The organism is Yersinia intermedia (genome assembly GCF_900635455.1).
GTDB lineage: Bacteria > Pseudomonadota > Gammaproteobacteria > Enterobacterales > Enterobacteriaceae > Yersinia > Yersinia intermedia.
The window spans coordinates 3,286,891-3,299,902 of the sequence record NZ_LR134116.1; the positions used below are offsets into that span (position 1 = coordinate 3,286,891).

Genomic DNA, 13,012 nt, shown 5'->3' on the forward strand with positions numbered 1-13,012 from the left:
CCCATGCTCAGGCTTAATTCAGCCAATATTGCCGCCTTCCTCCTCCCACTTGCCTTGGTGGCTTGCGGTGATAACCCCGGTAATGATGATCCGCGCACGCGACCTCCGCTGGTAAGGTCAGCACCCGTTGAGAGTGCGATCGATACTTCTCGTGCGTTCACCGGCGTGGTTGTTGCCCGAACGCAAAGCGACCTTGGTTTTAGGGTGCAGGGCAAAATCCTTGAACGTCTTGTGGATACTGGTCAGTCCGTCAAACGGGGCCAACCATTGATGCGGCTAGATCCTGTTGACCTTAAATTACAGGCGCAGGCTCAGCAACAGGCTGTGGATGCTGCCCGGGCGCGTGGGAGAAAAGCTTCCAATGATGAGGCTCGTTATCGTGGCCTTGTTGCTGCTGGTGTAGTGTCTGCGTCGGAGTACGATCAGATTAAAGCTGCGGCAGATACAGCCAACGCGGAACTTAGTGCAGCTCAGGCCCAGGCAAATGTGGCGCTTAACGCGATGAGCTATGCCTTGCTGCAGGCCGATGCAGACGGTGTGGTTATGGAGACGTTCACCGAACCCGGTCAGGTGGTCAGTGCTGGACAGGCGGTCATCCGTCTTGCCAGATCCGGGCAGCGCGAGGCGCTTGTGCAACTGCCAGAAACGTTGCGCCCTGCCCTAGGCAGCGAAGCTCAGGCTACGCTCTATGGCAACCAAAATCAGCCTGTCATTGCAAAGTTGCGCCTGCTTTCAGATTCAGCGGATGCCACGACCCGCACATTTGAGGCGCGGTACGTGCTTGAAGGCTTGCTGGCGAACGCGCCGCTGGGTGCGACCGTAACGCTGCACATCGAAAATAGAGTGGGAAGTCAGGTAATGCAGGTCCCTCTGGCTGCTCTCTACGATGCGGGCAAAGGTCCTGGTGTCTGGCGAATTTCCGCTCAACCTACAAAAGTTTCATGGCAGCCCGTTAAAGTTCTTAGTCTGGGTGACGATGCAGCCAGGGTAACTGGCGGCGTAAAGCCTGGTGAAAAGATTGTCGCGTTAGGGGCGCATCTTCTGCATGAAGGTGAGGTTGTCCGCCTGGCTGAACAACCCGATGCTGCTCTGGCGGGGAGTAAGCCATGAGCGAAGGACGATTCAACTTGTCAGCGCTTGCGGTGCGCGAGCGCTCAATCACGCTGTTTCTTATTATCCTCATCACCCTTGCTGGCATTTTCTCGTTTTTTGGGCTCGGGAGAGCTGAAGATCCTCCCTTCACGGTTAAGCAGATGACTATTATCACCGTCTGGCCTGGAGCGACCGCGCAGGAAATTCAGGATCAGGTTGCCGAACCACTGGAAAAACGCCTGCAGGAACTCAAATGGTATGACCGCACGGAAACTTATACCCGCCCAGGCATGGCTTTTATCACGCTGTCACTACAGGACAAGACGCCGCCTTCTCAGGTGCAGGAAGAGTTCTACCAAGCGAGGAAGAAGCTTGGCGATGAATCCAAAAACCTCCCCCCCGGCGTAATGGGGCCGATGATAAATGACGAATTCTCTGATGTTACTTTTGCCCTCTTTGCACTGAAAGCGAAAGGAGAACCACAGCGGTTATTGGTGCGTGATGCCGAAACGTTACGCCAGCAACTCCTGCATGTACCTGGCGTGAAGAAAGTGAATATTATCGGAGAACAGGCCGAACGGATTTATATCTCCTTCTCCCATGACCGTCTGGCTACGATGGGGCTATCTCCTCAGGATATTTTCTATGCGCTAAACAGCCAGAACGCATTAACACCTGCAGGTTCAATTGAGACCCGCGGCGCACAGATCTTTATCCGCCTCGATGGTGCTTTCGATAAACTGCAGAAGATCCGCGATACGCCATTTATTGCTCAGGGCAAAACGCTCAAGCTGTCCGACGTGGCATCGGTCGAACGGGGTTATGAAGATCCGCCCACCTTACAGATTCGTAACCAGCATGAACCGGCGCTGCTGCTGGGTATTGTGATGCGTGAAGGCTGGAACGGCCTGGATCTGGGTAAAGCGCTGGATGCCGAAACGACAAAAATCAATGAGAACATGCCTGTGGGTATGACCCTAACGAAAGTCACCGATCAGTCCGTGAATATCAGCTCTGCGGTCGATGAGTTCATGATCAAATTCTTCGTCGCCCTGCTTGTCGTTATGGTGGTGTGTTTTGTCAGCATGGGCTGGCGCGTTGGGGTGGTGGTCGCAGCGGCGGTACCGCTAACGCTGGCCGTCGTTTTTGTCGCGATGGAAGCCTCCGGAAAAAACTTTGACCGAATTACGCTCGGCTCCCTTATTCTTGCCTTAGGCTTACTGGTCGATGATGCCATAATCGCGATCGAAATGATGGTGGTTAAAATGGAGGAAGGCTACGACAGAATCAAAGCTTCCGCCTACGCATGGAGCCATACCGCCGCGCCAATGCTGGCCGGTACGCTGGTGACAGCCGTTGGCTTTATGCCCAATGGTTTCGCACAGTCTACCGCTGGGGAATATACCAGCAATATGTTCTGGATTGTAGGCATAGCCCTGATTGCCTCATGGGTCGTGGCCGTCGTTTTCACGCCTTTTCTGGGTGTCAAAATGCTGCCAAATATTGCAAAAGTGGAAGGCGGCCATGCCGCAATGTATAACACGCCTCGTTATAACCGCTTTCGCCGTGTACTGGTCCGCGTTATCGCGCGAAAATGGTTAGTGGCAGGTACCGTTGTAGCTATTTTTACTCTCGCAATTCTGGGGATGGGGCTGGTGAAAAAACAATTTTTCCCCACCTCTGACCGTCCAGAAGTATTAGTGGAAGTCCAGATGCCTTACGGCACCTCTATTGAGCAGACCAGCAACGCAACAGCGAAAATAGAAGACTGGCTGAAAAAACAACCAGAAGCAACAATCGTTACCTCCTACATCGGCCAGGGTTCACCTCGTTTTTATCTGGCTATGGCACCAGAGTTACCCGATCCATCGTTTGCGAAGATAGTTGTGTTGACTGATAACCAGGAGTCACGCGAGGCGCTCAAGTTACGACTCCGGGAAGCGGCAGCCAACGGGCTGGCGTCTGAAGCGCGCGTACGCGTGACGCAACTGGTGTTTGGTCCGTATTCACCTTTCCCTGTCGCTTGGCGTGTTATGGGGCCTGATGCCGATAAACTGCGTGAAATCGCTAGTAAGGTTAAGGCTGTGATGCAGGGAAGCCAGATGATGAGGACCGTCAACACCGACTGGGGTCCACGAGTACCAACGTTACACTTCTCCCTAAATCAGGATCGTCTGCAGGCTACAGGTTTAACGTCAAATACCGTTGCCCAACAGCTTCAGTTCCTGTTATCGGGTGTTCCCATTACGTCTGTACGTGAAGATATTCGCTCAGTACAGGTTACTGGTCGTGCCGCGGGCGATATACGCCTGGATCCGGCGAAAATAGAGGGCTTCACCTTAGTCGGCAATTCAGGTCAACGCATTCCTCTTTCACAAATCGGGGAAGTTGAGGTCAGAATGGAAGACCCCGTACTGCGTCGTCGCGATCGAACACCCACCATTACCGTGCGGGGTGATATTGCAGAAAATCTGCAGCCACCGGATGTCTCTACATCAATCATGAAGCAGCTAAAACCGATCGTTGATTCACTTCCGCCTGGATATCGTATTGAAATGGCGGGTTCGATTGAGGAGTCTGGCAAAGCCACTCAGGCAATGGCACCGTTGTTCCCCACTATGATTGCGATGACGCTACTGATCATCATTCTGCAGGTGCGCTCAATGTCAGCAATGGTCATGGTATTCCTTACTGCCCCACTGGGGCTGATCGGTGTGGTTCCTACTCTACTGCTTTTCAATCAGCCGTTTGGCATCAATGCACTCGTCGGATTGATCGCGCTCTCGGGCATTCTTATGCGTAATACGCTTATTCTTATTGGGCAAATCCATCATAACGAGAAGGAAGGTCTCGATCCGTTCCATTCTGTGGTAGAGGCAACGGTGCAGCGAGCCAGACCGGTATTACTGACGGCGATGGCCGCTATTCTGGCGTTCATTCCACTGACGCATTCGGTGTTCTGGGGGACACTGGCTTATACGCTGATTGGCGGAACGTTAGGAGGCACCGTCATTACTCTTGTCTTCCTGCCCGCGATGTATGCGATCTGGTTCAGGATCCGTCCTGAGGTGCAGACCCATTCCGAACAACAACTGAGAAACTCAATATAACGTTCAACTATCACAGACGGATAGTCGCTACCGGTTGCGGCGTTTTCAGTCCGCTAGGATGTGGGACAGAAACAGTCTGGCAGCGGCTGTAGGAAGGTGCCGAGGCCGATAAGTCTACATTTACACGTTCAAATGGCACATTTTTCTCGAGAAGAACGATCGCTGAACGCTGCACAAAGGGACATAGTGGGTGGCTAATAAGTGTCAGGTCATGGGTAGACATCTCAAACTCCAGATAAAAGGATAGCCCGCCACTATAAAAGGTGGCGGGCTTGATGAATTGTAAATCTTATTTTGGTGGCTTAGATTGAAACGCCGCCGTCGATGATGATTTCTGAACCCACGGTCCAGGCTGACTCATCAGATGCGAAGTAAAGTACCGCTTGCGCTACTTCCTGAGGCTTACCAAAACGACCTGCAGGGATGGTTGCAACGATATCTTTCATCACTTGATCATGATATTCCACTGGAATCCCCGCCTTATCGTAGAGCGGTGTATCAACAGGGCCAGGGCTCACTGCGTTGATACGGATCCCACGAGAAAGTAACTCGTTAGAAAGTGTTTTCGACATGTTAAGCAATGCTGCTTTGGTTGAGCCATAAACTGAAGAGTTCACTGGTCCTGTGTGAGCATTTACAGATGTATTAAAGACCACTGATGCAGAGCTTGCGAACACTGGCAGCAGCGCCTGCATCAGGAAGTAAGGACCTTTAACGTTGATATCATAAATGCGGTCGAACTTCTCTTCTGTCCATACCTCAATTGGCATATACATTGATATACCAGCATTCAGGAAAGCGATATCCAGTTGTCCAAAGTGTTCCTTAACCGTTTGAGCCAGAGCTTTCTGTGCGTTCACATCAGCGGAATCAGCGCTCACGACTAACACATCATTACCAAGTTCTACTTTCGCCTTTGCGATAGAATCAGGGTTGACACCAGTAACAATTACGCGTGCACCTTCTGCAACAAACAGCTTCGCTGTTTCAAGACCAATACCACTTGTTCCACCCGTAATCAGTGCGCGTTTACCTTGTAATCTGGACATGTAAAAATCTCCTGTTAGTTTTAACAACTAATCGGCGAATGACCGATTTGATAGCCACTGTATGCTCATGCTCATATTGTGATAAGATTGTATTTTTAAATATGTTTCATGCATTAAAAGCATGAGTGGGTTTGAGGATGGATAGATTACTTTTGATGACATGCTTTGTCCGTACCGCTGAAACAGGCAGCTTTTCCGCAGCCGGTAGGGATTTAGGCTTAGGGCAACCGAACGTGAGCCGTCATGTTGCAACCCTCGAAGAGCATTTGCAGACCAGATTACTTCACAGAACAACCCGCAAGCTTTCCCTGACGCCTGAGGGAGAACGTTATTATTTGGAAGCAAGACGTATTCTGGAAGCCGTCGAAGAGTCAGAGTCTTCTTTCAGAGAAAATGTTACACCCACAGGGCTATTACGCGTTGCCTGCCCCACAGCATTGGCTCACACATTCTTAGTCCCACACATCCCAGATTTTTTAGAACGCTACCCTGAGCTAACACTCGATCTACAGATTAATGACCGCTATATCAATCTCGTTGATGAAGGTGCTGAGCTGGCAATCCGCATTGGACACTTGGAGGACAGTGCTATGCGTGCCCGCAGACTTGGCATGTTCGAGCGAGTCTGTGTTGCCAGTAACAAGTACTTAGCTAAACACGGAACCCCTAATACCCCTGAGGATTTAAAAAAACATGATTGTTTGATCTATACCTTGCTAACAACAGGAGCTACCTGGAGATTTCAGGATATCAATGTCCCTGTTTCTGGTCGGCTCAGGGTCAATTCACCAGAAGCAGTACAGAAATTTGTCAATGCAGGGATTGGAATCGCACAGGGCCCAGAATGGCTGTTCGAGGAGGGACTGGAAAATGGCAACTTACAATTATTACTGACTGATTACACTGCATCGCCCGTTCCCATTCAGGCCGTTTATGTTGCTAATCGACTTTTACCAAAACGGGCGATTGTGTTCATGGATTTTGTTGCTGAAATTTTTGAAAAAAACCCCGCCTTCAAACTGTACAACTCAATGAAATGAGCCTGAGATAACGAACGAAATATTTGCTGGCACTGGAAGAACGAAAATCGCCCTTACTTATGCCATAAAAAACTTGTTGAATGCCTCAGTGTGTGAAACGGACACTGATGACCTTGAACGGTGCTAATCAATAACAACCCAGTCAGGCCTACCCATTCATTTTTCAGAGTAGGAAATGCGGTATCCACTGTCCTCCCTGAGAACGCTGGCAAACCCAGCCTGACTTAAGTGCATGCCGGCAATGATCAGTTTTTCGCTGACAGCTTTTTCCATTATTTTCTTTCTTGTTTCCTCGGCCTGAGCGGGGTCGGTGTCGAATAAAATAGAAACAGCCGGTTGCGCTGACTGAATATGAGGATAATGGACAATGTCTCCCCATATTAATAAGCATTTATCATCCGCATCGATGCGAAAACCGGTATGCCCAGGCGTATGACCCGGTAGCCATACCGGCAGAATACCTTCTGCTATTTTGTCGCCGTTAAAAAAACGCACCTTCTGGGCATAAGCGTCTAAGGTTTGGCGGACCAGCCAAAAATTACGTTGCCCGCGCTCATTCGCTATGTTGAGTTTTTCATCATCCTGCCAGTGTTGCGCTTCGAGAGGATGAAGAATAATTTCAGCGTGTTTAAAAACGGGCTGTTTTTCAGAATCCAGCAGGCCTCCAATATGATCCGGATGGCAGTGCGTCAATAAAACAGTATCGACGTCGTCAGGGCTAACACCCGCTGCGGCAAGGTTTGCGTTGAGTTGTCCCGCCATGTTATTCAGCGGGCCTGTACCAGCGTCAACCAAAATGATCCGACCCAGACCGCGGATAAGGTAACAGTTTATATGGATATCGCCGGGCTCACCGATTCCGGCACGGCATTGAATAACGTCCGCATCAGCTTTTTCAATGCCTGACAGCAAATCCAGACTCGCTGACATATTGCCGTCACTCAGCACAGTTACCTGAAAATCGCCAATCTGACGGAACGGAAGGGGATGGCTCATCACTACCTCGAGGTTAGTTGCGGGCGAATAGGTGTTCTGCTGGGGAGCCAAAACAGCGAATACGGGTCATCAGACCAGAGGCCTGTTGAGTGGCAAAATCCAGTTCACGCATAAAGTTCTCCATCACTTCATGGGTTCGCAATGTTGTCAGACGATAAAAGAGCTCGGCATAGACTGGTTGCCCGCATCCCGGCTTTACATCGACAAAAATGATATGAACGTTTTTGGGTTCTGCACCAAGGATGTCACAGCAGAGGGCGCTGCATTTATGGGTAAAATCACCAAGGCTTTTAAACTTGTCAGAGTGATTTTCAGAAATATAAAAAGTCAGATTAGGCATGATGTTATGGCTTTCCTTTTTCAGCACTCTGCAACTGCGGAGTCAGAGGCTCATAGAGATACACACCCGACATATCTGTAAACAGCGAGGCCATCTCAACAGGCAAGACATATACAACGCGATAGTCAGGGGATTTATCCAGCCCCACCGCATGCATTTCCAGACCCCGATATCCCAGTACTGTCTCTAAAAAGTCTATTGGCTTTGCGCTCAATAGCAGAATTTCATCGGAAGAGATGGCTGGAGCAAGGCCTTCACCTTCATAGAGGTTACGATGCCAGTCAGTAATGCAGACCTGCCAACGAGAGAAGTTACCGCCTCCTTTTAAACGGTAATCCTCACTGCTGAGAATATCCGCATCATTAATCGTATGAATGGCAAGGTAAACAGGGCAGCCGGATTTGACGGCGCGAAAGCGTTGAGAGGTAGTGAAGCCAGCAACAGATATCAATGCGGGTAGTTTTTGTTGGCTGTAAAAGGCATTCCATTCTGCCTCGCTTTCAGGATTGTTATACGAGCATTCCACGGTATAAAACATCAGCCCATCTCACATGAGTTATAAACGCGAGCAAATACATTCGCTCAATGATTTTTCATCATGCTACAGGCTGGTTATGCCGCTTAAAAACGATAATATGTCACGGATTAGTGATATTAAGTCAATGAAAGCACGTTGTAAGCACAGAGCAAGGAACAGGTGGAATGCGCAGAAAAATACCCAGTAGTGCGTCCCTGCAGGCTTTTGATGCCGCCGCAAGGCACGGTAATTTTGCCCGGGCCGCAGAGGAGTTATCGTTAACCGAAGGGGCGATTAGCCGTCAGATTGCGCGTATTGAAGCGTTGCTGAACTGTAAACTGTTTGACCGTATGGGAAGCCGGGTAAAGCTTAACCCTGTCGGCGCACGCTATGCACATCACGTGCGTGAAACTCTCGATCGGCTCGAAAGAGATACGCAGTACATAATGGGAATGCCTGAGGGCAGTAAGAGTCTGGATATCGCCGTCCTGCCGACCTTTTCCAGCCGTTGGCTTATTCCCCGCCTGAGCGGCTTTAACTCTTTGTTCCCGGACATAACGTTAAATATTGCGGCGAGAACGGATCCGTTCATTTTGCCTGGAAGTGGCTTTGACGCGGTCATTCATTTTGAACATTCCGCATGGGCAGGTATGCGTATGCAATTTCTGTTTCAGGAGATTCTGCTGCCTGTTTGCAATCCCGCACTGTTAACAAATAATGACGTCAATCGACAGTTAAACGAACTTCCGCGCATTCACCGTCGACAGAATCCTGATGCATGGCATCACTATGCCCGGGAAAGTGGAATACGCCTCGATAATCCGGCTCAGGGTGTGCGGTACGATCTTCATGAAATGTCCATCGCTGCCGTCATCGCGGGACAAGGCGTAGCATTGGTTCCGCGTATGTATGTCGAGAATGAATTGAGTTGCGGCATGCTTGTTTCGCCCTGGCCAGCCTCGGACTGCCTGAGCAAAAAATTCTGTTTAGTAAAACCGACGGAAACAGGAATCAATGAGGCTGCGCTGGAAAGTTTTGAACGCTGGTTGCTTGCTGAAATGAATACGCTCACCAGCCTTAATGCCGAACGATGACGTTACGTCCGCTCATCGCTGTGAGTTCAACCGATGGATGCAACGCTATCCTTAATCGAAGGAGGACGTTGCCATGAAACGAAGAACGCGTATTAACTTCACGCCCGAACAGAAAGCGATTATCTGGGACAGATATAAGCAAGGTGATCCCCTGCATGATATCGCCAGAATGTTCGACAAATATCATCCTTCTAACGGACTGTGCTTTCCAGTTTCTTATGGCCTAACAGAAGTTGGATCACCCGGAGATTCTTGGTTTTCTTGTATATCAGGTAAGGTTTTGTTCTTCTCATGGAATGTGTGCCGTACAGCGAATCATCAAGACCAGGCTTTGCAGCCCATCCATGAAAAATGCGATTGTATTATCGGGTTGAGATATGTTGGCAAGAACCGACCCGAGATTGGAACAAGTAGTCTTTACTGTGCAGATTACCCAGCTTTATTAGCGCTGCAACTGCTTCTCTCGTCCCTTTGGTTATCTCAAATTGGACGGAGCTACCGGTTTTCTGTTGTAACACCGTTGCTCTGCTCGAAACAGAACTGCCATATGCAACATCTGATACTTTGAGTTTTACCAGATCACAGCCCCGTAGCTTACTGTCCAAAGCCATGTTGAACAGGGCCAGATCGCGCGTTTTACCTGCCAGTTCAAGTCTGATTCGAATCCCCCAGATATGAGATATCTAAAGCGGTCTTTTTTGTCCGATGATACGGTCTTTGTTCCACGGTGACGTGTTCATACTCAAATCCCCTGCAATATGGGAGATTTGAGTATGGTTGTCCCTCATGAGCGAAGTGCGGAAATTGGCATTTATGCGCGCAAAACCGGGGATGTGTACGTAAGGTGCTGCGTCATTAGAGAAAGTTGAGTGGCTAGGCTCGTCTGCAGGCAGAGGGTAGCTGATCCCGGTAGACGTATTTCAGTTTGTCTGACCGAAAGATAATTAATACTATAATTTTGAAAAAGTTAAACTAAGTATTATGCATAAGACGTGAAGCTAAAGGACAGATATGACAGCATATTCAAACTCTGATGCGGCAAGGGATTTACGCTCGGCCTTAGACAAGGCCCCCGCTGGCGCTGTGAACGGAGAATGGTTCTTTATCACCGAACAGGCTAGAGTCTCCTCACAAACCGGAGGCTACATGTATGCAGACGGGAGTCACGTTGCAGGGGGGAACCACTCCTTTCAGAAGGTCCGGGAGGTTGTCGAGAAACTCGAAGCATCACGGATACAGCCCTTTAATAAGGTTATCGTTCACTGGACAAGGTCTAAAATACCGTTAATACGGGGGCGCGTTACGGTTGACACACTATTCGATGAGACAATTGTGCCGCGCGGTCCTCAAGACCCGATTTATGAGGCAGCTTCTGTAGCAAGGCGAGCCTTTTGGGAAAGGTATGGCAGCGTCTCAGATGGCTTTATGGCTGAACGAGATGACGCAAACGTACACAACCAGACGAAATGGTTCGGGCCCCATCGTCGAGTGCTCAACACTAAGAGCAACACCAAATTAACTCTGGCCACTGATGGCCTTTCGACTCCCTGGGCTGGCATTGCAGACCCGGAAAATGGCGTAGGATGCGAACTTTTCATGGAATTTGACGCTTCGAATATCTTCAGCCACCAGGTTGATGACTGGGCTCATATCTTGATTAACCTGGGTGATCTCGTTGCCGATGGGTATCAGGTTGCTGCCGATGTTGAAAAATATGGCGCAATCCTGTTTTGCACTCTTACAGACGAATATAACCCAATGACCCGAATCATCCTCAGCCGTGATGGCCGTAGGATTGATAATTTGCCTTTCGGTTCCGTTCCGCTGATCCGTGTAACGCCGATAGCAGAGTCAGAGATTGAACACCTTGATCAATCTGATGAATGGGCATCAAGCGCAGCTAGACATGCTCTCGCGGAACGGCAGATAGAAACATAGACAATTATCACGAAGTTATTCACGCCCCTTACGGGACAGAGTGAGTTCACTCACCTTACTTTAAGGAAGAACAGCATCAAATGATTGGACCTTGTTCCGCTGTGAGCGAAGTTCGCTGACCCCGAATATGCTCAAGAGTAAAAAGTAATACAGGATCAACGGTATAATTGTGGATCAGTTCTTTTTAGAAAATAGATAAATGCCAGTCGATGCGACTGACTGAGGAAATTTCCCATCGAAAATTATCGGCTACATCGTGGCAGGCTTATCGACCATATCCAGCTTGTAGTAAACAACTTCGAAACAAGCAAAGCTTTTTACACAGTTGTACTATCTGTTCTGGAGATCCCTGTAATAAGTACAGACGACGATTATATCTGGGCAGATGAACTTGTCGTTTCGTCAGTAAAAAGTCCAGCCTCTGCAGGTGAGCTGACAGGACGCCATCATTTGGCTTTTCAGGCCAAGAACCGTGAAGTGGTGGATGCTTTTTACCATGCGGCACTCTCTCATGGTGGGCGTGACAATGGAGCGCCTGGCGAACGAAGCTACCATCCAGGGTACTACGCGGCTTTTGTGCTCGATCCTGATGGTAACAACATCGAGGCTGTTTACCATGGAGAGGCAGAGCGCAGTACACAGTCTGTAGAGATTCGCTTCAGCCTCTGAGTAATATGAATGGCTGGTACTAATACTGTAAGTATCCCACAACGGCGGATAGTGCGCTTTTAGCTATCTATCCGGTTCGTGCCATAACTTTCTCTATATCCGCTGCTGGCACGAAACGGACAAATTAACTGGGCTGGGGGTCCACTGTGAGCGAGTAGCAGACATTGTGCATTTAGAGACTAGTGTAACACCAGGACTCTCTGTGGCTGTTTAATGTAGCCTTAGGTTGCTAAGGATGTATTGCTCAAATTCTGCTGTATGTAATCAATGAGCGCTCGCGTTTTAGCTGGCAAATAACGCCTGTCAGAATAAAGTGCGAACAATTGAAGTGGGGCTGGCGGTTGTTCAAACTTAATCTCGATCAGCCGTCCATCGTCGATGTAGGGTTGGCAGGCCTGTTTCGAAAGAATGGCGAAACCAACACCCGCTACCGCCGCGCGTCCTGCCATCTCTCCGCTGTTTACCCTGTAATGGCCTTTAACCTTAATCGTCTCGAATCCCTCCTTTTTATTCATAAACTGCCAGGGAGCACCTTTAAGTGCATTTACCGTGGTAATACAGGGTAATTCTTCAAATTGCTGTATACGAGAAGGGATGCCATAACGCTGAATGATGGAGGGGGCTGCAACGATAGTGCAAGGGATTGTCACCAGATGACGGGCTATGTAATCACTGTCATCCAGTTGGCCACGGCTCACAATGATGGCTAAATCCAGATCGTCTCGCAGGGATTCAAAACCAGACAAATTTGTGACACAGCTAATTTCCAGATCCGGGTGCTGGCAGGCAAAATCGGCAACCACAGAACCCAGCAGTGCAGGACCTATTTCATTGGGAATACAGATACGTAGTGGCCCCTTGAGCTGCATTTGCCGCAACGTTAATTCTGTTTCAGTCTGCTCAAGCGCTTCCAGTAATGGCTTCGCCCGGGTATAGAGCAGGTGTCCCGCCTGGGTGAGTTTCATATGTCGGGTGTTGCGCTCAATAAGCTGAAGATTCAGTCTGTCTTCTAACTGAGAAATACAACGACTCACGTTTGATGTCGGCATTTCAAGGATTTTCGATGCCCCAACAAAACTGTCTCTTTCAACCACCGCAATGAAAACTTTCAGGGTATTAAAATCAAGAGCTGGCCGCATCAACTATCCCATAAATGATAACAATAAG

The 13,012-nt window shown here is 49.2% G+C and carries 12 protein-coding genes and 2 pseudogenes; 7 read left to right on the forward strand and 7 right to left on the reverse strand.

Annotated elements, in window-relative coordinates; translation table 11 throughout:
- Positions 1-3 precede the first annotated feature (3 nt).
- A complete protein-coding gene (locus EL015_RS15065) occupies positions 4-1,110 on the forward strand; it encodes an efflux RND transporter periplasmic adaptor subunit (protein ID WP_005182627.1) in 1,107 nt (368 codons plus the stop codon).
- Complete coding sequence (locus EL015_RS15070; RefSeq protein ID WP_032905715.1) at positions 1,107-4,202, forward strand: efflux RND transporter permease subunit; 3,096 nt, start codon at positions 1,107-1,109, stop codon at positions 4,200-4,202. Before EL015_RS15065 ends, EL015_RS15070 begins: the two co-directional genes overlap by 4 nt.
- A 10-nt stretch (positions 4,203-4,212) precedes the next feature.
- Here the strand turns inward: EL015_RS15070 and EL015_RS21960 are convergent, their stop codons facing one another.
- Together EL015_RS21960 and EL015_RS15080 are read right to left on the reverse strand one after the other, a co-directional pair.
- On the reverse strand, positions 4,213-4,425 hold the full coding sequence (locus EL015_RS21960) for a glutathione S-transferase N-terminal domain-containing protein (protein WP_226719000.1): 213 nt from the start codon (positions 4,423-4,425) through the stop codon (positions 4,213-4,215).
- Positions 4,426-4,504: 79 nt separating this feature from the next.
- Positions 4,505-5,251, reverse strand: a complete 747-nt coding sequence (locus EL015_RS15080) for an SDR family oxidoreductase (protein WP_005182625.1) — start codon at positions 5,249-5,251, stop codon at positions 4,505-4,507.
- Positions 5,252-5,388: 137 nt separating this feature from the next.
- Here EL015_RS15080 and EL015_RS15085 point away from each other — a divergent pair, with 137 nt between their 5' ends.
- Positions 5,389-6,291, forward strand: a complete 903-nt coding sequence (locus EL015_RS15085; protein ID WP_005182624.1) for a LysR family transcriptional regulator — start codon at positions 5,389-5,391, stop codon at positions 6,289-6,291.
- 156 nt (positions 6,292-6,447) lie between these two features.
- Here the strand turns inward: EL015_RS15085 and EL015_RS15090 are convergent, their stop codons facing one another.
- Genes EL015_RS15090 through EL015_RS15100 form a run of 3 tightly spaced genes read right to left on the reverse strand, consistent with a single transcriptional unit; the run spans position 6,448 to position 8,165 of the window.
- A complete protein-coding gene (locus EL015_RS15090) occupies positions 6,448-7,287 on the reverse strand; it encodes an MBL fold metallo-hydrolase (RefSeq protein ID WP_032905713.1) in 840 nt (279 codons plus the stop codon).
- A 13-nt stretch (positions 7,288-7,300) separates the two neighbouring features.
- Positions 7,301-7,627, reverse strand: a complete 327-nt coding sequence (locus EL015_RS15095) for a tautomerase family protein (protein ID WP_005182622.1) — start codon at positions 7,625-7,627, stop codon at positions 7,301-7,303.
- A 4-nt stretch (positions 7,628-7,631) separates the two neighbouring features.
- The gene (locus EL015_RS15100; RefSeq protein WP_005182621.1) at positions 7,632-8,165 is read right to left on the reverse strand and encodes a hypothetical protein; all 534 of its coding nucleotides are present in this window, start codon (positions 8,163-8,165) and stop codon (positions 7,632-7,634) included.
- Between the two features lie 164 nt (positions 8,166-8,329).
- Here EL015_RS15100 and EL015_RS15105 point away from each other — a divergent pair, with 164 nt between their 5' ends.
- Together EL015_RS15105 and EL015_RS15110 are read left to right on the forward strand one after the other, a co-directional pair.
- The gene (locus EL015_RS15105; protein ID WP_005182619.1) at positions 8,330-9,238 is read left to right on the forward strand and encodes a LysR substrate-binding domain-containing protein; all 909 of its coding nucleotides are present in this window, start codon (positions 8,330-8,332) and stop codon (positions 9,236-9,238) included.
- Positions 9,239-9,311: 73 nt separating this feature from the next.
- Positions 9,312-9,431: pseudogene (locus EL015_RS15110) on the forward strand (IS30 family transposase); the annotation flags it as partial.
- On the opposite strand, the pseudogene EL015_RS15115 reads toward EL015_RS15110, so the two are convergent.
- A pseudogene (locus tag EL015_RS15115) lies at positions 9,430-9,921 on the reverse strand (tyrosine-type recombinase/integrase). The pseudogenes EL015_RS15110 and EL015_RS15115 overlap by 2 nt on opposite strands.
- Before the next feature lie 328 nt (positions 9,922-10,249).
- Here EL015_RS15115 and EL015_RS15120 point away from each other — a divergent pair.
- Positions 10,250-11,176: a hypothetical protein gene (locus EL015_RS15120; RefSeq protein ID WP_005182616.1), complete on the forward strand. Its 927-nt coding sequence runs from the start codon at positions 10,250-10,252 to the stop codon at positions 11,174-11,176.
- A 234-nt stretch (positions 11,177-11,410) separates the two neighbouring features.
- Positions 11,411-11,845, forward strand: a complete 435-nt coding sequence (locus EL015_RS15125; protein WP_032905710.1) for a VOC family protein — start codon at positions 11,411-11,413, stop codon at positions 11,843-11,845.
- Positions 11,846-12,066: 221 nt separating this feature from the next.
- On the opposite strand, the gene EL015_RS15130 is transcribed toward EL015_RS15125, so the two are convergent.
- Complete coding sequence (locus EL015_RS15130; protein WP_005182604.1) at positions 12,067-12,984, reverse strand: LysR family transcriptional regulator; 918 nt, start codon at positions 12,982-12,984, stop codon at positions 12,067-12,069.
- Positions 12,985-13,012: the final 28 nt, after the last annotated feature.

Excerpts from the sequence above, each read along its gene's own strand:
- EL015_RS15065 (WP_005182627.1), top strand. The coding sequence starts at position 4 with ATGCTCAGGCTTAATTCAGCCAATATTGCCGCCTTCCTCCTCCCACTT.
- EL015_RS15070 (WP_032905715.1), top strand. The coding sequence starts at position 1,107 with ATGAGCGAAGGACGATTCAACTTGTCAGCGCTTGCGGTGCGCGAGCGC.
- EL015_RS21960 (WP_226719000.1), bottom strand. The coding sequence starts at position 4,425 with ATGTCTACCCATGACCTGACACTTATTAGCCACCCACTATGTCCCTTT.
- EL015_RS15080 (WP_005182625.1), bottom strand. The coding sequence starts at position 5,251 with ATGTCCAGATTACAAGGTAAACGCGCACTGATTACGGGTGGAACAAGT.
- EL015_RS15085 (WP_005182624.1), top strand. The coding sequence starts at position 5,389 with ATGGATAGATTACTTTTGATGACATGCTTTGTCCGTACCGCTGAAACA.
- EL015_RS15090 (WP_032905713.1), bottom strand. The coding sequence starts at position 7,287 with ATGAGCCATCCCCTTCCGTTCCGTCAGATTGGCGATTTTCAGGTAACT.
- EL015_RS15095 (WP_005182622.1), bottom strand. The coding sequence starts at position 7,627 with ATGCCTAATCTGACTTTTTATATTTCTGAAAATCACTCTGACAAGTTT.
- EL015_RS15100 (WP_005182621.1), bottom strand. The coding sequence starts at position 8,165 with ATGTTTTATACCGTGGAATGCTCGTATAACAATCCTGAAAGCGAGGCA.
- EL015_RS15105 (WP_005182619.1), top strand. The coding sequence starts at position 8,330 with ATGCGCAGAAAAATACCCAGTAGTGCGTCCCTGCAGGCTTTTGATGCC.
- EL015_RS15120 (WP_005182616.1), top strand. The coding sequence starts at position 10,250 with ATGACAGCATATTCAAACTCTGATGCGGCAAGGGATTTACGCTCGGCC.
- EL015_RS15130 (WP_005182604.1), bottom strand. The coding sequence starts at position 12,984 with ATGCGGCCAGCTCTTGATTTTAATACCCTGAAAGTTTTCATTGCGGTG.